Genomic DNA, 17,841 nt, shown 5'->3' on the forward strand with positions numbered 1-17,841 from the left:
CGGTATGAACTTTCAACAATTACGTTCGATACGGGAAGCGGCGCGCCGCGGTTATAACCTGACCGAAGTGGCCAATGCGCTGTTCACGTCGCAGCCCGGCGTGAGCCGCCAGATCCGCGAACTGGAAGATGAGCTGGGGGTGGTGATTTTCGAGCGCAACGGCAAGCGCCTGACCGGCTTGACCGAACCCGGCAAGGGCATCTTGAAAATCGTCGACCGGCTGCTGATCGAAGCGGAAAACCTGCAGCAGGCCAGCCTGGAATACAGCGGCCAGACCAGCGGCACGCTGTCGGTCGCCGCCACCCACACCCAGGCCCGCTACGCGTTGCCGAAAGTGGTGCAGGGTTTCCGCGCCGCGTTTCCGGAAGTACGGATTGCCTTGCAACAAAGTGCGCCGGAACATATCGCCGAATGGGTGTTGTCGGGCAAGACCGACATCGGCATCGCCACCGAGGGCCTGAGCCAATTCCCCGACCTGGTGTCGTTCCCGTGCTACCGCTGGAGCCACTTGATCGTGGTGCCGGACGGCCATCCCTTGCTGGACCATACCCCGATCCGCCTGGAAGACCTGGCGCACTATCCGCTGATTACCTACGACAAGGGGTTTACCGGCCGAGGCCACATCGACGATGCGTTTGCCAAGGCCGGCGTGAGCACCGACATCATTTTGACGGCGATGGATTCCGATGTCATTAAGCAATATGTCGCGCTGGGGCTGGGGGTCGGCATCGTCGCCTCGATGGCGTTCGACCATGGCCGCGACAAGGGCTTGCGCGCGGTCGAGGCATCGCACTTGTTCGCCACCAATACTACCCGGCTGGCGGTGCGGCGCGGCGCCTACCTGCGCTCCTACGCCTATGAATTCATCCTGCAACTGGCGCCGGACCTGAAGCGCGAAGATATCGACCGCGCGATGAATGGCGAAGAAACCGCCTGAGCTTGAAGGGGAAGCGCGCAGCAGGAAAGGGAGGCCGCCAGCCTCCCTTTTTTATCATGCTTTCTAAAATGCAAGAAAAATCTCCATAAAGTCGAACAGATCAAGGCGCTCAAGCGCCAGCCTCCTACAATAAAAGATGGTCATCCGGCTCCTGTCAGCTGCCGCTTCGCAAGCGGCTGGTATTGCCGCTGCACGACTTGAACATTCCAGTCATTCACACATTCCAGTCATTCACACTTTCATACGGGAGGGCGGCAGATGCGGATAGCGGACTTGAAAATTGGTACCCGGCTCAGTGCCGGATTGGGGCTCGGCCTGGTCTTCATGATCGTCATTTCGGCGTTTGCGATGCATAACCTGGGCAAGCTCAATCGCGACACCGACGACCTGGCCACCGACAAGGTGCCCAAGGTGATACTGGCCTATGAAATCATCGGCGGCGTCAACGATATCGCGCTGGCGATGCGCAATGCGATGCTGGCCACCGATGCCGAGGCCGTCAAGCGCGAACTGGCCTTGATCGAAGAGAGCCGGACGGCAATCGGCAACCGCTTGCAAACGCTGGAAAAATTGATCGCCGACGATACCGATCCGAAAAGCAAGGCGCTGTACCAGGCGATGATCGATGCGCGCAGCCAATATCAAGTGGTACAAGCCGGCTTCCTGAAAATATCCGCCGAGCCGGACCGGCGCGAACAGGCGTTGGCCTATCTGCTCGACAATGTGCGCAAGCAGCAAGCGATTTACCTGCATACGCTGATCGACCTGGTCAAATACCAGGGCGCGGCAGTGGACCGGGCCAACCTGGAAGCCAGCGACGCTTATCACGCTACGCTGCTGATGACGCTGTTGCTGACCGCGATCGCCGGTATGGTGGTGGCGCTGTTTGTGTGGCGCATCACAGTCAGCATTACCACGCCGATGCGTTCCGCCGTCAGCCTGGCGCAGGCGGTCGCCAATGGCGACTTGACCAGCAGGATCGATTGCAGCACCCGCGATGAAACCGGCGAGTTGTTGCGCGCGCTGATGCAAATGAATGACAGCCTGGTTCATACCGTCGGGCAAGTGCGTTCCGGCACCGAGACCATCGCCACCGCCTCTTCCGAGGCCGCTTCGGGCAACCTGGATTTGTCGAGCCGCACCGAACAGCAGGCCGCCAGCCTCGAAGAAACCGCGTCGTCGATGGAGCAATTGACGTCCGCCGTGCAACAGAATGCCGACCATGCGCGGCAAGCGAATCAACTGGTGCTGGCCGCCTCCGATTTTGCGTTGAAGGGCGGGCAAGTGGTTGGCCAGGTGGTCGGCACGATGAATTCGATCCGCGAGAGCTCGGGCAAGATCGTCGATATCATCGGCGTGATCGACGGTATCGCGTTCCAGACCAATATCCTGGCGCTGAACGCGGCGGTCGAAGCGGCGCGGGCCGGCGAACAGGGCCGTGGTTTCGCGGTGGTCGCCACCGAAGTGCGCAACCTGGCACAGCGCTCGGCGACGGCGGCGCGCGAAATCAAGGAGTTGATCGGCCGCTCGGTGGAAACCGTCGAGGCGGGCAGCAAGCTGGTCGGTGAGGCGGGGCAGACCATGGACGGCATAGTCGGCGCGGTCGGCCAGGTGGCGGCCATCATGAGCGAGATCGCCGCAGCCAGCCAGGAGCAAAGCACCGGCATCGCGCAAGTGAACCAGGCGATCACGCAGATGGACGCGGTCACGCAGCAAAACGCGGCGCTGGTCGAACAAGCCGCAGCGGCTACCCAAAGCATGCGCGACCAGGCCGATCTGCTGGCGCAGGCGGTCGGCCTGTTCAAGCTGGAGCAGGGGCCGGCGCCGCGCCGCTTATCGGCCGCCGCTACGCGCCCCGGCGCCAAGGCTGGCGCGGCGCGCAAGCTGGTGGCGGCAGGATAAACTGAGCCACGAAAAAAAGCCCGGCTTGTTCACGCATGCGTGCCGGGCTTTTTTTACCTTGGATCAGCTTACCAGTTGTAAGCAGCCTTGGCGTAGTAATAACGGCCGTTGAAACCGTTCGGCGCGAAGATGCTGTAGGGCTGGGTGCCGTTGACGTTCAGGTTGCCCAGCGACGTCACTTGCGCAGGATAGCGGTTGGTGACGTTGTCGATGCCGACGCTCAATTTCCAGTTGCGGCTCAGCTTGACGCTGCCGGACAAGTCCAGCACCCATTGCGTATCGTAGGTCTGGTCCAGCGCAGGATCGTTTTGCGGTACGGTGAATTTGCCGTAGCGGGTCACTACGCCATGCGCATTCCATAGACCGAAGGTATAGTCGGTGGCCAGGCTGAGCTTGTCTTTAGGCGAACTGACGGTGGCGCGGTTGATCGATTGACGGTCGACCAGCAACAGGCCGTTGGCGGTCAGCAAGGCTGGATTCGGCGCTACGCGTTCCACCGAGGTATTGTTGTGGTTATAGGCGACGGTGAAATCGAGCCGGTCCTTGTCCTTCAAGTCGACGCGGTAGGTGCTGACCACATCGACGCCGGTGGTGCGGGTATCGATCGCATTGTTGAAGTAGCGCGCCGCGCCGACCGGCGAACCCTGCGCCGCCAATTGCGCCTTCAGTGCATTGTTCAGCACCAGATTACTGGAGAACAGGATGCGGTTATCGATATCGATGCGGTAAGCGTCGATGGTGGTGTTGAAATTACGGGTAGGCGACAATTGCAGGCCCAGGCTGTAGTTGCGCGCTTTTTCCGGTTTCAGGTCTTGCGCGCCGAGCGCCCGCGCTTGCGGCGTATTGACGGCGAAGGTGCCGGTTTCGATCGGGGTATTGACGCCGTTGACCACCTGGAAGTTGGTGGTGGTGATGGTGTAATACTGTTGCGCCAGCGACGGTGCGCGGAAGCCGCTCGACGCCGTGCCGCGCAGCGAGACCACGTCGTTGAAGGCGTAGCGCGCCGAACCCTTGGCCGAGGTGGTGTTGCCGAAATCGCTGTAGCGTTCATGGCGCAGCGCTGCCGCGGCCGAGAACTTCTTGGTGATTTCCGCTTCCAGGTTCAGGTACAGCGATTCGTTATGGCGGGTATGGCTGCCGGCATTGCCCGGCTGGAAGCCGGAAAAGCCTTGCGAACCGCCGTTGACGTAGGAATTCAGTTCGCCGGCGCCGATTTCGTATTTTTCATGGCGCGTCTCGGCGCCCAGCGCCACCGTCAGCGGACCGGTGAAGGCCGCTACCGCGAAGTCGCGCGCCACATCCAGGTTCAGCAGCGCTTGCGAATTTTTCAGCTTGCCGGCGTAGAAATGGGTCGGGCTGTTGGCGCCCAGCGACAGGTTGACGGTATTGTCCAGGTCCAGTTCGAACAGGTTGCTGCCGTAGTTGACGCTGGTGTCCCAGCGCCAGCCGGCCGCTTCGCCGCGCAAGCCGGTGACCAGCGACTGGTCGGTCAGCTTGCTGTTTTGCAGCGGCAGGAAACCTTCCGGGAAGACCGGCGTGCGCAGGTTGCCGTTGGCGTCGAACGCGGTGCGCCAGGTGGCGGCGGCCGACGTGTCGCGCTGGCCGTAGCTGCCGAAACCGTACCATTCGAGGTTGTCGTTGATGGTGTACTGGCTATTGACAAAAATGGTGCGCGGCTTGCTTTCGGAGTCGCCGTAGCGCTGGTTGACCTGGCCGTAGCGCGGTTCTTTCGGATTGCGGAAATCGGCGCCGGCGCGGTTGGTCGGGTCGCGGTCGGTCAAGTCCAGCGCGACGCGCACCCAGCCACGGTCGCCCAGCGCGAAGCCGGTCGAACCACGGATCGATTTTTGCTTGCCGTCGTGTTCCTGGTATTGGCCGTAGCCGACTTCGATTTCGTTGCCGTCCGGGCCTTTTTTGAGGATGATGTTGATCACGCCGGCGATCGCGTCGGAACCGTATTGCGCCGCTGCGCCATCGCGCAGCACTTCAATATGGTCGATCGCGGCCAGCGGGATCGCGTTCAGGTCGACCGGCGCCGAGCCGCGGCCCAGCGTGCCGTTGACGTTGACCACCGCCGACGTGTAGCGGCGCTTGCCGTTGACCAGCACCAGGGTCTGGTCCGGCGACAGGCCGCGCAACTGCGCCGGACGCACCGCGTCGCTGGCGTCGGCGCCGGACGGGCGCGCGAAGTTCAGCGATGGCACCAGGCGGCTCAGCACGGTCGCCAGTTCGGTCGAACCGGTGCTTTGCAAGTCGCGCGCGCTGATGATGTCGATCGGCGATTCGGAGTCGACGGTGCGGCGGTTCTTGGAGTAGGTGCCGGTGACGATCACCGATTGCAATTCGCCTGCGGCAGGGACTTCTTGTTGGGCCTGCGCATACAGCGGCAAGCCGATCGATGCGATGAGGGAAATGACCAGCAGGGCGCGAGCGGGATTAGGCTTGTTATATTTTGAACTCATCAGAAAAATCTCTTCATTCAGTTAATGTATCGGAGTGCGGTATCGGTGTGCGCAGGTCGAATGACCCGATGAAAAATAGCTTAACAGCGCCGACTTTGACGGCTTACGAATGGTTCCGAGTATTGTTATGCAATAAGCGGATATGGTTGGCTATTTTTACGTGTATGTCGCATATAGCCCTGCTGACAAGCATACGGCCTGCCTGCCGCCTGAGACAATAAGCCAATGTTATTCAATGAATGATGTTGTAAAAAGGAGACTCGTTGCCCCGGCATGGTGCGCAAATGCGCGCCATGCACCGGCTTGGCGCTCCAGTCTGGGGCGTGGCCGGTGCGTTTTTGCAGGGTTTTTATTTGCCGCGCAGCGCCGCCGCGCAATCGGCCACCAGCGCCGGGCCGGCGTAGATCAAGCCGCTGTATAACTGCACCAGGCTGGCGCCGTTTTCCAGCTTGGCGGCCGCGTCGGCGCCGCGCATGATGCCGCCGACGCCGATGATCGGCAGCGCATCGCCCAGTTCCGCCTTCAGCAGGCGGATCACGCTATTCGACAGTTCGAACACCGGCGCGCCGGACAGGCCGCCCGCTTCGGCGCCGTGCTGCATGCCTTCCACCGCGCTGCGGCTCAAGGTGGTGTTGGTGGCGATCACGCCATCGATTTTATGGCGCAGCAGCGAGTCGGCGATGTTCTTGACTTGTTCGCCGTCGATGTCCGGCGCGATCTTGAGCGTCAGCGGCACGTAGCGCCGGTGCCGCTCGGCCAGCCGCGATTGCGCGTCCTTCAATTGCGACAGCAGCGCGTCGAGTTCCGACGCGCCCTGCAACTGGCGCAGGTTCTTGGTGTTCGGCGACGAGATATTCACCGTCACATAACTGGCGTAAGGGTAGACTTTTTCCAGGCAATGCAGGTAATCGTCGGCCGCGCGCTCGATCGGCGTATCGGCGTTCTTGCCGATGTTCAGGCCCAGCACGCCTTCGCGGTTCTGGTAAAACTTCGACGCCTGCACATTGCGGACAAACGCGTCCACGCCGCCATTGTTAAAGCCCATGCGGTTGATGATGCCTTGCGCCTGCGGCAGGCGGAACATGCGCGGTTGCGGATTGCCGGGCTGGGCGCGCGGCGTCACGGTGCCCACTTCGATCGAGCCGAAACCGAGGCCGGCCAGCGCATCGATGAAGGCGCCATCCTTGTCCAGGCCGGCGGCCAGGCCGACCGGATTCGGGAAGGTGATGCCCATCACGTTGCGCGGATCGGCCGCCGGTTTCTTGATCAAGCCGGTCAGGCCCAGCGCGCTAGCGCGTTTCAGGGCGGGCAGCGCAAAATGGTGGGCGGCTTCGGCATCCATCGAAAACAGCAGGGGACGGGCCAGGGAATACAGGAATTTTTGGGACATGGATGTGCTCTTGTTGGGGGCGGACGCCGTGCGCGACGAGGCCGGGCCGCTGTTGAATTTGCGCTATTTTACAGTGCGGCGCCTGCCTTGCGCTGGCCGCGCCCCGGCGCCGTTCCGAAAGGACACCGGGCTTACATCACCTTCCACTGGCCCTTGGTGCGGGCTTCCAGCGGCGCGAAGTTGATCTTGTAAGCCATCTTCGGGCTTTGTGCGATCCAGTAGCCGAGGTAGACGTAGGGCAGCTGCAATTCGCGCGCCTGGGCGATTTGCCACATCACGTTATAAGTGCCGTACGATGCGCCGGGCACGTCCGGGTCGAAGAAGGTGTACACCGACGACAGGCCGTCGGCCAGCACGTCGATGATGCTGACCATGCGCAGCGCGCCGTCCGGTTCGCGGAATTCCACCAGCCGCGTATTGACCCGGCTTTGCAGCAGGAATTGCGAATATTGTTCGCGGCTGTCCTGGTCCATGCCGCCGCCGGCGTGGCGCGTGCTCTGGTAGCGCAGGTAGAGCTCGTAGTGTTCATCGATGAAGGTCAGGCTGGCGACGCTGGTTTGCAGCGTGCCGTGCCTGGCCCAGGCGCGGCGCTGTGCGCGGCTGGGCGCGAACTCGCCGGCCACCACGCGCACCGGGATGCAGGCCTGGCAGCCGTCGCAATACGGCCGGTAGGTAAAAATGCCGCTGCGCCGGAAACCGTTGCGCACCAATTCCGAATACACGTCGGTATTGATCAAATGGGCAGGCGTGGCCACCTGCGAGCGTGCCTGGCGGTCGTCCAGGTAGCTGCACGGGTAGGGCGCAGTCGTATAAAACTGCAGCGTGGCGAAGGGCAGGTCGTTAAGTTGCGTCATGCAGGTCCTGTCGTTGCAATTACGGCAATTTCGGCAATGGTTGTCCTTGGCTCTATCATAGCGTGTTTTATGCCGGGCTTGCGGCGGGCGCCGTGGTTTGCCACGCGTCGATTTGCGGCTGCCGGATCGCCGCGGACAGGTGCGCCAGAAAGCGCTGGCGCGAAATCGGCGCCGCCCCCAGCGACGCCAGATGGGCCGTCTCTTGCTGGCAATCGATCATCTGCACGCCGTGCGCCGCCAGGAAACGGACCAGATGAACCAGCGCGATCTTGGAACCGTCGCTGACCCTGGCGAACATCGATTCGCCGTAAAACATGCGGCCGATCGACACGCCGTAAGCGCCGCCGACCAATTCCCCGTCGAGCCACAATTCCGACGAATGGGCGTAGCCGAGCCGGTGCAGGCCGGTGTAGCCGGCGATGATCTGGTCCGAAATCCAGGTGCCTGGACCATCCTTGCGCGGCGCGGCGCAGGCCCGCATCACGGCCTCGAAATCGCCGTCGAAGCGCAATTGCCAGCGGCCGTCGGTGGCCGCGCTGCGCTCGACCTTGCGCACGGCTTTTTTCAGGCTGTCGGAGATGCGGAAATTCTCTGTCATCAGCACCATGCGCGGGTCGGTACTCCACCACAGGATAGGCTGGCCTTCGGAAAACCACGGGAAAATCCCGTGCCGGTAGGCCGCCAGCAAGCGTTGCGGCGACAGGTCGGCGCCGGCCGCCAGCAGGCCGGGCGCTTCACCGGTCAGTGCTGTCGAGACGTCGGGAAACGGCGTGTCGGAATCGAGCCAGGGTATCATCGCTGCCTATGCTTGCTGATTGTGCGGATAGCGCTTGGCATCGGCATCGGTCTCAGTCGGCCGCGCGCGCCATCGGCCGGGTCACGTCCTGGGTATGGAAACCGTAGCTGCCGCCTTCCCGTATTTTGATACGGTCGGCAAAGAACAGTTCCAGCGTCAGGCGGATGGTCGGGAAGGCCAGATCGTCCCACGGAATTTCGGCTTCGCTGAACATTTGCACGTCCAGGCTTTCGATGCCGGGCGCAAAATCGAGGTTGCGTAGCCGGGCCAGGTAAAACAGGTGCACCTGGTGCACGCGTTGCACATTGAGCAGCGAAAACAGCGGCCCCAGCTCGATATTCGCGCCGGCCTCCTCGACCGTTTCGCGCAGCGCCGCATCGGACGTGGTTTCATCGTTTTCCATGAAGCCCGCCGGCAGCGTCCAGTAACCGTAGCGCGGTTCGATGGCGCGCTTGCACAGCAGGACCTGCAGCTGGCCGTCCTGTTCCCAGACCGGGATCGAACCGATCACCATCTTCGGATTCTGGTAATGGATCGCTTCGCAATGGGCGCAGACGTAGCGCGGCCGGTTATCGCCGGCAGGGATGGACAGGGCGACCGGATGGGCGCATTCGGAACAGAATTTCATGGGCACGGACTGTAATCAATGGTGTGCTTACTTTACACCGATTGATGCGCTTGTGGAGCAATCCTCGCTGCGGCCGCGATGAGATTGAGACCGGCTCTTGAGCCAGCTCATCCATTAGACCGTTCTATGACGGACGAAATTGGCATAGGGATTGCCTAAGCCGGCAATCTGCCCTATAATAGCAACATACAGACGCGGGGTGGAGCAGTCTGGCAGCTCGTCGGGCTCATAACCCGAAGGTCACAGGTTCAAATCCTGTCCCCGCAACCAGATTTGAAAGCGTTGATTCTTGCAAGGGAATCAGCGCTTTTTCAATTTCCGTGCCAATTTCTTCTATATAAGAAAAAAAGCCCGGCGCATCAAGCTGGGCGCCGGGCTTTGCTTGCAGGATTTAATTCAATCCGCTTGCCTCAACCTCATGCCTTCTTCGCCAGCTGTCCCGCCACCGGCAAGGCGCGGATGCGCTTGCCGGTCGCCGCGAAGATCGCGTTGCACAGCGCCGGGGCGATCGGCGGCGTGCCGGGTTCGCCGACGCCGCCCAGTTCCACGTCCATGCCGGTCGGCACCAGGTGGGTGTGGATCACGCGCGGCGCATCGGCGGCGCGCAGCACGGTGTAGTCGTGGAAGTTGCTTTGCTCGACGCGGCCTTGCTTGAACGAGATTTCGCCGCTCATCGCCAGGCTGATGCCCATGATGCACGCGCCTTCGAGCTGCGAGCGGATGCGGTCCGGGTTGATGTGCGGCCCGCAATCGGCGGCGATGTCGACCCGCGGAATCAGCACTTCGCCGGCCGCGTTCACTTCCACTTCGATCACTACCGCGACGTAGGTGACAAAGCTGTACGATACCGCCAGGCCCAGTCCGCGGCCCTTCGGCAGCTTGCGGCCCCAGCCGGCCTTGTGGGTCGCCAGTTCGATCACGTTGCGCATGCGGCCGATGTCGACCGGGTATTTTTCCGGATTTTCGTTATAGTTCCAGCCATCGGACAAGGAGCGCGGATCGATCTTGCGCGCCGGTCCCAGCAAGTCCAGCAAATACGCCTTGTGGTCTTTTTTGGCGGCGTGCGCCAGTTCGGCGGCGAACGACTGTATCGCGAACGCGTGCGGGATATTGGACACCGAGCGGAACCAGCCGAGGCGCGAGTGGGCGTCGACTTCCGGCACTTCGACCCGGATATTCGGGATCGCGAACGGCACGTTGACCGCCGACATATTCAGTTCGAACGCCGACTGGCTCTTGGCGCCGGCCTCGAAGATCGAGACGATGGTCGGCGCGGCGGTGCGGTGCAGCCACGCGGTCGGCCGGCCGGCCGGATCGAGCGCCACTTCCAGCCGCTCGACCGAGACCGTGTGCAGGTAGTCATGCCGCAAGTCGTCGTCGCGGGTCCAGGTCAGCTTGACCGGCGCGCCATCCATCGCCTTCGACAGCAGCGCCGCCTCGACCACGAAGTCGGGTTTCGACTTGCGGCCGAAACCGCCGCCCAGCAGCGTCACATGGACGGTGACGTCTTCCTCCTTCAAGCCGAGCGCCTTGGCGACATTGCTGCGGGTCGCTTGCGGCGCCTGCACGCAAGCCCAGGCCTCGGCCTTGCCGTTGACCAGGCGCACGGTCGCGGCTGGCGGTTCCATGGTGGCGTGCGCCAGATGCGGCAAATAATATTCTGCCGAGAATTTACGGCTGGCCGGGGCCGCCGCCAGCGCCGCTTCGGTCTTGCCCTGGTCGCGCGCCGGCTTGGCCGGCTGGCGTGCCGCCTGTTCCAGCGTCTTGCGGAATGCGAGCGAATCGTAGGCGCCGTTCGGACCGTCTTCCCACTCCAGTTTCAGCGCTTCGCGGCCCTTCATCGCGGCCCAGGTATTTTTCGCCAGCACGGCCACGCCGCCCAGCGGGTTGAACATGGCCGGCGGCGGGCTGCCCTGCAATTCGACGATGCGCAGCACGCCCGGCACTTTTAATGCCTCGGTCTTGTCGACGCTGCGCAGCTTGCCGCCGAAGACCGGCGGCCGCGCGATCACCGCGTACACCATGCCGTCCAGGCGGGTGTCGATGCCGTACTGGGTGTTGCCGGTGACGATGTCGTGCAAGTCGATGCCGCGGATGCCGTCCTTGCCGACGTAGCGCAGTTCGCCGGTGTCCTTCAGCTTGACCTTGTCGCGGCCCGGCACCGGCAGCCTGGCCGCCTCCAGCGCCAGTTCGCCGAAACCGAGGCTGCGGCCGCTGGCGCCGTGCAGCACCTGGTGGGTGCCGGTCCTGACTTCGGACAGCGGCACGTTCCAGCGCGCCGCCGCCGCCGTTTCCAGCATCAGGCGGGCGGTCGCGCCGACCTGGCGCATCGCCTTGAACGAGTGGCGCATGCTGCGCGAACCGTCGGTATCCTGGCTGCCGTAGCGCGCTTCGTCGGCAGGGGCTTGCCGTACCCGGACGTGATCCCAGTCTGCGCCCAGTTCGTCGGCCGCCACCATCGGCAGGCTGGTGCGGATGCCCTGGCCCATTTCGGAGCGGTGCGCCATGATGGTCACCAGGCCGTCGGCGCCGACCGACAGGAAGACCAGCACGTCGTCGACCAGGCCGCCGGCCATCGCTGCGCCGCCGTATTTTTTCTCTTCGGCCGCCATCACCAGGCCGGCCGGGCCGACAGTCAGCATCAGGCCGGTCAGGGCGCCGGCCGCCTTCAGCCAGTTGCGCCGCGCGCCGGACGCCGGCGCATTATTTGCTTGATCCAGTTGAGCTAGCGGCGCGTTCATTGGGACGCTCCCTTGCCGGCGACTTCTTGCGAGGCCTGCTTGATCGCGGCGTGGATACGCGTGTAGGTGCCGCAGCGGCAGATGTTGCCGCTCATCGCTTCGCGGATTTGCTGGTCGTTCGGTTGCGGCGTGGTGCGCAGCAGCGCGGTGGCCGACATGATCTGGCCCGCCTGGCAATAGCCGCATTGCGGCACGCCGAGCGCCTGCCATGCTTGCTGGACGGCGTGGCCGACCTTGTCTTCCGACACCGCTTCGATGGTGGTGACCTGCTTGCCGGCGGCGGCCGAAATCGGCGTGATGCACGAGCGGATCGCGACGCCGTCCAGGTGCACGGTGCAGGCGCCGCACAGCGCCATGCCGCAGCCGAATTTGGTGCCGGTCATGCCGAGTTCGTCGCGCAGCGTCCAGAGTAGGGGCGTGTCTTCAGGCAGGTCAACTTGATGTTGCTTGCCATTGATCGTCAGGAGTGTCATTGTTTTTCCCTGTGAAGTTCAATTGCTGGCTAATGGAGATGCGGTTGATACCGCTTGGATGCTGTCGCATATTAGCGCCAGACGTGTCATTCCACCATTCGGAAATCTGGTTTTCAGTATGGCAAAAAGTGGAAGTATATTTTTTCAATTATCTTGTTTATGCCGGCTGGCCCATAAGTGGGCGGCCAGCATCGTACGCTGCGGCGCATAGCGCGCCAGCCATTGCTCGGTGCGCCGCATATCGGGTTTCACCGGCTCGCCCAGCAATACCTGCAGCGCGTTGCGGATCGCCACGTCGCCGTGCAGCGAACAGTCGGCGTAACCGTAGCCGCGCAGCAGCGCATAGTTGGCGGTCCACGGGCCGATGCCCTTGACGGCCAGCAGCGCCGCGCGTACCGGCGCCATATCGCCCGAGGCCGGCGCTGCCAGCGACAATACGCCATCGTGCACCAACTGCGCCACGCGCAGCAGGGTGTCCGCCTTGGCGCGCGAGAATTTACGGCTGGTCAAATCGTCGACGTCCAGCCGCAGCACATCGGCGGCTTCCGGATAGCACCACAAGCCGCCGCTGTGCCGGCGTCCCGCTTGCAGGATGAACGTGCGGCGCAGTGCTATGGCGAACGGCAAGTTGATTTGCTGGCCGATGATGGCCCAGGTCAGCGCCTCGAACACGCTGGCCGACTGCATGATGCGCAGTCCCGGATGGGCCTGAACCAGCGGCGCCAGCAGCGCATCGCCGGCGGCCAGCGTTTCGAACGGCTGCGGGTCGATGCGCAGCCCGAGCATGTTCAGCAGCGCGCCATGCACGGCGTGCCACGCCGCCGGGGTTAATCGCGCGTCGGCGCTGGCCCGGCATGCGGCGTGGCCGGTGCGCAAGTCAATGTCAAGCAGCAGCGCCACGCCATCGAGCAGCACGCCCTTGCGTATCGATGAAGGACCGATTTGTTCGGCCACGCTTTCGGTGTCGCGGCCATGAAAGGACAGCAGATCCTGGACACGGTAGCCGGCCGGCAGCGCGATGTCCCATTGCCGCTGCCGGCCAGGCGTCACACCGCGCACACTTCCCCGCTCGGTTTCGACAGCGCCGCCGCGTGCTGGATTTGCAGCGAATCGGGCACGCCGTTCTTGACCGCCGTCATTTCGGCGAGGATCGAAATGGCGATTTCGGCCGGCGTCTTGCTGCCGATGTACAGGCCGATCGGCCCGTGCAGCTTGCTCATTTGCTCGGGGCTGACGTCGAATTGCAGCAGCCGTTCGCGGCGCTTGCTGTTGTTCAGGCGCGAACCGATGGCGCCGACGTAAAACGCATCCGAGCGCAGCGCTTCCATCAGCGCCAGGTCGTCCAGTTTCGGGTCGTGGGTCAGCGCCACCACGGCGCTGCGCCGGTCCAGCTTCAAGTCCAGCACCAGGTCGTCCGGCATCGCATGCACCAGCTCGACGCCTGGCACGCTCCAGCCGCTGCGGTATTCTTCGCGCGGGTCGCAGACGATCACGTGGTAATCCATCGCCATCGCGATTTGCGCGACGAAGCGCGACAACTGGCTGGCGCCGATGATCAGCAAACGCCAGCGCGGGCCGTGCTGGGTGGTCAATACATGGTCGTCCAGTTGCAGCACGGCGCCGGGGATGGCGCGCTGCAGCGCGACGGCGCCGCTGCGCAGGTCGAGGCGGCGCTCGACCAGTTCGTGGCTTTCCAGGCGGGCCAGCAATTCGGCAACCCGGCTATGTTCATGCAGCGGTTCGATGGCCAGTTCGATGGTGCCGCCGCAAGGCAGGCCGAAGCGGTGCGCCTCGTCGGCGCTGATGCCGTAGCTGACCACTTCGGGCAGCGTGCGGCTGATGCCGTGCCGGCGCACCCGCTCGATCAAGTCGTCTTCGATGCAGCCGCCGGACACCGAGCCGACCACATTGCCGTCATTATTGATGGCCAGCGTGGCGCCGATCGGGCGCGGACTGGAGCCCCAGGTCTTGATGACGGTGATTAATTCGCAGCGCTGGCCGGCGGCGATCCAGGCGGCGCTGGTTTTTAAAACTTCGAGGTCGATGCTATCCATGGTGCGTGCGGCGTTAAGCCGCGCTGATCTGATGATGCATGGAATATACTACGTGCTCCAAAAGCCTGCAGAGAGACGCTCATGTTGCAAGAAGACCCGACCGAAGACGACGGCAATCCCCAATTCGGCAAATTGCTCGTCGTACTATTGATCGCGGTGGTGTTTTGCGCCGCGCTGACCTGGGTCATGGGCGCTTTTTTTCCGGATTTTCCGAATTTTTAAGGCTTCAAGGGTTTCTTGGCCGATTGTTTGGCCTTGATGTCGGCCAGCGTGCGGTTGATCGCCGCGAGGCGGAACGCGGTCGCCGGATGGTTCGCGGTGTAGCCGTTCAGGACGCTGGCCGGATATTGTCCCGCCAGTTTTTGCCAAAAGCCCGCCGCATTGTCGATGTTGTAACCGGCCCGGGCCAGCATGTACAGCGCCAGGCTGTCGGCCGCCGCATCGAGTTCTTGCGGCATCGGTTTTAAGCCGCCGCTGCCGGCCAGCATCGACAGGTCGGGCCGCACGCTGCTCAGGTTGTCGATGATGCTGCCGACGGTCGCCGCCGAACGCTGGCTGCGCGCATGGTCCAGTACATTGTGCGCCATGTCCTTGGCCATCACGAAGGCGATGGCTTCATCGTTTTGCGCAAAATTGATCATGCCGCGCGTGATCATGATGCGTTGCCCGTCGGCATAGGAATTGACATTGTCGGCATTGCCCAGGTCGACCCGGAAGGCGCAGGCGCGGGTCACCGGTACATTCAGGATTTTGTTGTCACCATTGCGCCAGATGGTCATCGCCAGCGTGGCGCGGCTGGCCACCAGCGGGCCGAACACGGCGGCGGCCTGGGTTTCGGCGTTGGCGCCGGTCGGTAATGGCTTGCCTTCGGCTGCGATCAGACTGTCGCCCTTGCGCAAGCCGGCGCGCGCGGCGCCGCTGCCGGCCAGCACGCCCGACACTTCCAGCGGATCGCCATAACCGAGCACGGCTTGCGCCGCGTCGGCGTATTCGCCCGGGTAGGAATATTTGTTCTTGGCGGTAAAGCCGAGCAGGTTGCGCGCCTGGGTCTTGCACAGGTCGGCGTTGTTGATCAGCAGCGGCGCGGCCACCTTGTACAGGCGGTCTTGCAGCATCACCATTTTGCCCAGCGTCTCTTGCGCCGCCACCATTTGCGGCGTCGGCGAGGCAGGCGCCGCTTCCGGCGCGGCTCGTTCCGGCAGGCCGGCCACGGTGCGCTGGCGCGGCGTCGAGCAGCCGGCCAGCAGCAGGGCCAGCAGCAGCGGCGACAAGAGGGTGCGTGTTGTGGCGTGGGTCAAGACAGTGATGCGGGACATGCGGTTTCCTTAATGTTTGCCGGTGCTGCCAAATCCGCCAGCACCGCGTTCGCTTCCATCGAATTCTTCGACGACGTTAAATCCCACTTGCAAGACCGGCACAATGATCAATTGCGCCAGCCGCTCCATGGGGTTGAGCGTAAAGGCGCTCTGGCCACGGTTCCAGGTCGAGACCATCAGCTGGCCCTGGTAATCCGAGTCGATCAAGCCTACCAGATTCCCCAGGACAATGCCGTTCTTGTGACCCATGCCGCTGCGCGGCAAGATCATCGCGGCGTACGACGGGTCGCCGATATGGATCGCCAGGCCGGTCGGGATCAGCACGGTCTGGCCGGCTTCGATGGTGATGGCCGCATCGATGCAGGCGCGCAGGTCGAGCCCGGCGCTGCCTGGCGTGGCGTAGGCCGGCAATTGGTCCTGCATGCGCGGGTCGAGGATTTTGATGTCGATTGTTTTCATTGATGCTTGCTTCACGTTACATTAAAAATTATTTGAACAGCGAACCCTTGGCCAGGCGTTTCGAGATTTCCGAAATCAGCTGGCGCGCCAGCGTCAGTTTGCTGGCGCGCGGCAGCACGGTGTGGCCGTCTTCGTCGAACAGGATGATGGTATTGTCATCGTGCCCGAAGGTTTGGTGGCCGATATTGCCCACCAGCAAAGGGATGCCTTTTTTCTCGCGCTTGGCGGCGCCGAACTGCACCAGGTTTTCCGATTCGGCGGCAAAGCCGACGCAATACGGATGGCCGCCCAGGCTGGTGCGCGCGGCCACGCTGGCCAGGATGTCGGGATTTTGCGCGAACTGCAATTCAGGCACCGAACCGTCGGCCTGTTTTTTCAGCTTCTGGTCGCTGGTATTGGCGACGCGCCAGTCGGCCACCGCCGCCACCGCGATGAAAATATGCTGGCCGTCGAAATCGGCCATCACCGCGTCATGCATTTGCTGTGCGCTTTGCACGTCGATGCGGCGCACGCCGAACGGCGCGTCGAGCGCGGTCGGGCCGGACACCAGCGTCACTTCGGCGCCCGCCTCACGCGCCGCACGCGCCACCGCGTAACCCATCTTGCCTGACGACAAATTAGTGATGCCGCGCACCGGATCGATCGCTTCGAAGGTCGGGCCGGCCGTGACCAGCACGCGCTTGCCGGTCAACACTTTCGGCTGGAACGCGGCGATCAATTCTTCCAGCAGCTGGGCCGGTTCCAGCATGCGTCCCAGGCCCGTTTCGCCGCACGCCTGTTCGCCGGCGGCCGGACCGAACAGCTTGATGCCGTCGTCGCGGATGTGCTGCACATTGCGCTGGGTGGCCGGATTCAGCCACATTTCGACGTTCATCGCCGGCGCCACCAGCAGCGGCAACTGGCGCGGCCGCGCCAGGCACAGCGTCGACAATAAATCGTCGCAGACGCCGTGCGCCAGCTTGCGGATGAAGTCGGCCGAACAGGGCGCGACCAGGATCGCGTCGGCATTGCGGGTCAGGTCGATATGCGCCATATTGTTGCCGATACGCGCATCCCACTGGCTGCCGTAGACCGGCTGGCCGGACAGCGCCTGCATTGTCACTTCGGTGATGAAGTGGGTGGCGGCGTCGGTCATCACCACTTGCACCGTGGCGCCGGCCTTGGTCAGCGCGCGGCACAGTTCCGCCGCCTTGTAGCAGGCCACGCCGCCGGACAGGCCGAGGACGATTTTTTTACCGGACAGTTCCATCTGCTGCTCCCGAGATGACTTGTTGTTTTACTTGTTTACTCGGCGCAATTCATCGATGATGAACAGCACCGCGCCGATGAAGATGGCGGAATCGGCAATATTAAACGCCGGGAAATGGCCCCAGCCGCTCCAGTGGAAATCGAGGAAATCGACCACGTGGCCATACAGCAGGCGGTCGATCACGTTGCCGATCGCGCCCCCCATGATCAGCGACAGCGCCCAGCAAAACAGGCGTTGTCCGCGGTGCTTGTTGAGCAGGTAGATGATGTAGGCCGCCGCGCCCAGGCCGATGGCGGTAAACAGATAGCGCTGCCAGCCGCCCTGGTTGGACAGGAAACTGAAGGCCGCACCCTTGTTATAGACCAGCGTCAGGTTGAAAAACGACGTCACCACCAATTCTTCGGCATACGAAAACAGCTTGGTGATGGTGATCTTGCTGACCTGGTCGATCAGGATCACGATGGCGGCGATGCCCAGCCATGGCACCAGGGACGATTGTGGTTTCGACGAAAAGCGGTTTTTAGTGGCCATAGTGTTCTAGTGGAATGGAAGAAAAGACCACCGCCGGGCAGGCGGTGGC

16 protein-coding genes and 1 tRNA gene are annotated in these 17,841 nt (G+C 63.0%); 4 read left to right on the forward strand and 13 right to left on the reverse strand.

Going from position 1 to position 17,841, the window contains the following annotated elements; all coding sequences use genetic code 11:
- Positions 1-4: 4 nt before the first annotated feature.
- On the forward strand, positions 5-937 hold the full coding sequence (locus GJA_RS05475) for a CysB family HTH-type transcriptional regulator (RefSeq protein ID WP_038489620.1): 933 nt from the start codon (positions 5-7) through the stop codon (positions 935-937).
- 273 nt (positions 938-1,210) lie between these two features.
- Entirely contained in the window at positions 1,211-2,839 is a 1,629-nt protein-coding gene (locus GJA_RS28485; protein ID WP_277914394.1) for a methyl-accepting chemotaxis protein, read from the forward strand.
- 68 nt (positions 2,840-2,907) lie between these two features.
- Here GJA_RS28485 and GJA_RS05485 read toward each other — a convergent pair whose 3' ends face one another.
- The 5 genes from GJA_RS05485 to GJA_RS05505 all read right to left on the reverse strand — a co-directional run bounded on the left by GJA_RS05485 (position 2,908) and on the right by GJA_RS05505 (position 8,969).
- On the reverse strand, positions 2,908-5,301 hold the full coding sequence (locus tag GJA_RS05485; protein ID WP_038489626.1) for a TonB-dependent receptor plug domain-containing protein: 2,394 nt from the start codon (positions 5,299-5,301) through the stop codon (positions 2,908-2,910).
- A 349-nt stretch (positions 5,302-5,650) separates the two neighbouring features.
- On the reverse strand, positions 5,651-6,691 hold the full coding sequence (locus GJA_RS05490) for a quinone-dependent dihydroorotate dehydrogenase (protein WP_038489628.1): 1,041 nt from the start codon (positions 6,689-6,691) through the stop codon (positions 5,651-5,653).
- A gap of 131 nt (positions 6,692-6,822) precedes the next feature.
- Positions 6,823-7,545, reverse strand: a complete 723-nt coding sequence (locus GJA_RS05495; protein WP_038489631.1) for an arginyltransferase — start codon at positions 7,543-7,545, stop codon at positions 6,823-6,825.
- A gap of 67 nt (positions 7,546-7,612) precedes the next feature.
- Entirely contained in the window at positions 7,613-8,341 is a 729-nt protein-coding gene (gene aat / locus GJA_RS05500) for a leucyl/phenylalanyl-tRNA--protein transferase (protein WP_038489635.1), read from the reverse strand.
- 52 nt (positions 8,342-8,393) lie between these two features.
- Positions 8,394-8,969 carry an NUDIX hydrolase gene (locus GJA_RS05505; protein WP_038489638.1) on the reverse strand — a complete coding sequence of 192 codons (576 nt, stop codon included), beginning with the start codon at positions 8,967-8,969 and terminating at the stop codon, positions 8,394-8,396.
- Between the two features lie 193 nt (positions 8,970-9,162).
- Here GJA_RS05505 and GJA_RS05510 point away from each other — a divergent pair.
- Positions 9,163-9,239: transfer RNA gene (locus tag GJA_RS05510), tRNA-Met, on the forward strand.
- Between the two features lie 146 nt (positions 9,240-9,385).
- Here GJA_RS05510 and GJA_RS05515 read toward each other — a convergent pair.
- The 4 genes from GJA_RS05515 to GJA_RS05530 form a co-directional block, all read right to left on the reverse strand.
- Entirely contained in the window at positions 9,386-11,710 is a 2,325-nt protein-coding gene (locus tag GJA_RS05515) for a xanthine dehydrogenase family protein molybdopterin-binding subunit (RefSeq protein ID WP_038489641.1), read from the reverse strand.
- A complete protein-coding gene (locus GJA_RS05520; protein WP_038489645.1) occupies positions 11,707-12,183 on the reverse strand; it encodes a (2Fe-2S)-binding protein in 477 nt (158 codons plus the stop codon). The genes GJA_RS05515 and GJA_RS05520 overlap by 4 nt, the downstream gene beginning before the upstream one ends.
- Positions 12,184-12,327: 144 nt before the next feature.
- Positions 12,328-13,242, reverse strand: a complete 915-nt coding sequence (locus GJA_RS05525; protein ID WP_242404453.1) for a DNA-3-methyladenine glycosylase family protein — start codon at positions 13,240-13,242, stop codon at positions 12,328-12,330.
- Complete coding sequence (locus GJA_RS05530; RefSeq protein ID WP_038489648.1) at positions 13,230-14,237, reverse strand: XdhC family protein; 1,008 nt, start codon at positions 14,235-14,237, stop codon at positions 13,230-13,232. Before GJA_RS05530 ends, GJA_RS05525 begins: the two co-directional genes overlap by 13 nt.
- Before the next feature lie 81 nt (positions 14,238-14,318).
- Between GJA_RS05530 and GJA_RS27730 the strand changes: the two genes are divergently transcribed.
- On the forward strand, positions 14,319-14,459 hold the full coding sequence (locus tag GJA_RS27730; RefSeq protein WP_167541084.1) for a hypothetical protein: 141 nt from the start codon (positions 14,319-14,321) through the stop codon (positions 14,457-14,459).
- Here GJA_RS27730 and GJA_RS05535 read toward each other — a convergent pair.
- From GJA_RS05535 to lspA, 4 genes are read right to left on the reverse strand one after another with little or no spacing between them, the layout of a single operon-like run.
- Positions 14,456-15,553: a M48 family metallopeptidase gene (locus GJA_RS05535; RefSeq protein ID WP_051780349.1), complete on the reverse strand. Its 1,098-nt coding sequence runs from the start codon at positions 15,551-15,553 to the stop codon at positions 14,456-14,458. The two genes, GJA_RS27730 and GJA_RS05535, sit on opposite strands and share 4 nt — an antisense overlap.
- Positions 15,554-15,562: 9 nt before the next feature.
- Positions 15,563-16,012: a dUTP diphosphatase gene (gene dut / locus GJA_RS05540; RefSeq protein WP_038489652.1), complete on the reverse strand. Its 450-nt coding sequence runs from the start codon at positions 16,010-16,012 to the stop codon at positions 15,563-15,565.
- 28 nt (positions 16,013-16,040) lie between these two features.
- Positions 16,041-17,261 carry a bifunctional phosphopantothenoylcysteine decarboxylase/phosphopantothenate--cysteine ligase CoaBC gene (gene coaBC, locus GJA_RS05545; protein WP_038489655.1) on the reverse strand — a complete coding sequence of 407 codons (1,221 nt, stop codon included), beginning with the start codon at positions 17,259-17,261 and terminating at the stop codon, positions 16,041-16,043.
- A gap of 27 nt (positions 17,262-17,288) precedes the next feature.
- Positions 17,289-17,792, reverse strand: coding sequence for a signal peptidase II (gene lspA / locus GJA_RS05550; protein ID WP_038489659.1), 504 nt, complete (start codon positions 17,790-17,792; stop codon positions 17,289-17,291).
- Positions 17,793-17,841: the final 49 nt, after the last annotated feature.

Source organism: Janthinobacterium agaricidamnosum NBRC 102515 = DSM 9628 (genome assembly GCF_000723165.1).
Taxonomy (GTDB): Bacteria; Pseudomonadota; Gammaproteobacteria; order Burkholderiales; family Burkholderiaceae_D; genus Janthinobacterium; species Janthinobacterium agaricidamnosum.

Bases quoted from the DNA above. Each gene is read 5' to 3' on its own strand.
- GJA_RS05490 (WP_038489628.1), bottom strand. From the start codon at position 6,691: ATGTCCCAAAAATTCCTGTATTCCCTGGCCCGTCCCCTGCTGTTTTCG.
- GJA_RS05515 (WP_038489641.1), bottom strand. From the start codon at position 11,710: ATGAACGCGCCGCTAGCTCAACTGGATCAAGCAAATAATGCGCCGGCG.
- GJA_RS27730 (WP_167541084.1), top strand. From the start codon at position 14,319: ATGTTGCAAGAAGACCCGACCGAAGACGACGGCAATCCCCAATTCGGC.
- GJA_RS05520 (WP_038489645.1), bottom strand. From the start codon at position 12,183: ATGACACTCCTGACGATCAATGGCAAGCAACATCAAGTTGACCTGCCT.
- GJA_RS05535 (WP_051780349.1), bottom strand. From the start codon at position 15,553: ATGTCCCGCATCACTGTCTTGACCCACGCCACAACACGCACCCTCTTG.
- lspA (WP_038489659.1), bottom strand. From the start codon at position 17,792: ATGGCCACTAAAAACCGCTTTTCGTCGAAACCACAATCGTCCCTGGTG.
- dut (WP_038489652.1), bottom strand. From the start codon at position 16,012: ATGAAAACAATCGACATCAAAATCCTCGACCCGCGCATGCAGGACCAA.
- coaBC (WP_038489655.1), bottom strand. From the start codon at position 17,261: ATGGAACTGTCCGGTAAAAAAATCGTCCTCGGCCTGTCCGGCGGCGTG.
- GJA_RS05495 (WP_038489631.1), bottom strand. From the start codon at position 7,545: ATGACGCAACTTAACGACCTGCCCTTCGCCACGCTGCAGTTTTATACG.
- GJA_RS05530 (WP_038489648.1), bottom strand. From the start codon at position 14,237: ATGGATAGCATCGACCTCGAAGTTTTAAAAACCAGCGCCGCCTGGATC.
- GJA_RS05485 (WP_038489626.1), bottom strand. From the start codon at position 5,301: ATGAGTTCAAAATATAACAAGCCTAATCCCGCTCGCGCCCTGCTGGTC.
- GJA_RS05505 (WP_038489638.1), bottom strand. From the start codon at position 8,969: ATGAAATTCTGTTCCGAATGCGCCCATCCGGTCGCCCTGTCCATCCCT.
- GJA_RS05475 (WP_038489620.1), top strand. From the start codon at position 5: ATGAACTTTCAACAATTACGTTCGATACGGGAAGCGGCGCGCCGCGGT.
- aat (WP_038489635.1), bottom strand. From the start codon at position 8,341: ATGATACCCTGGCTCGATTCCGACACGCCGTTTCCCGACGTCTCGACA.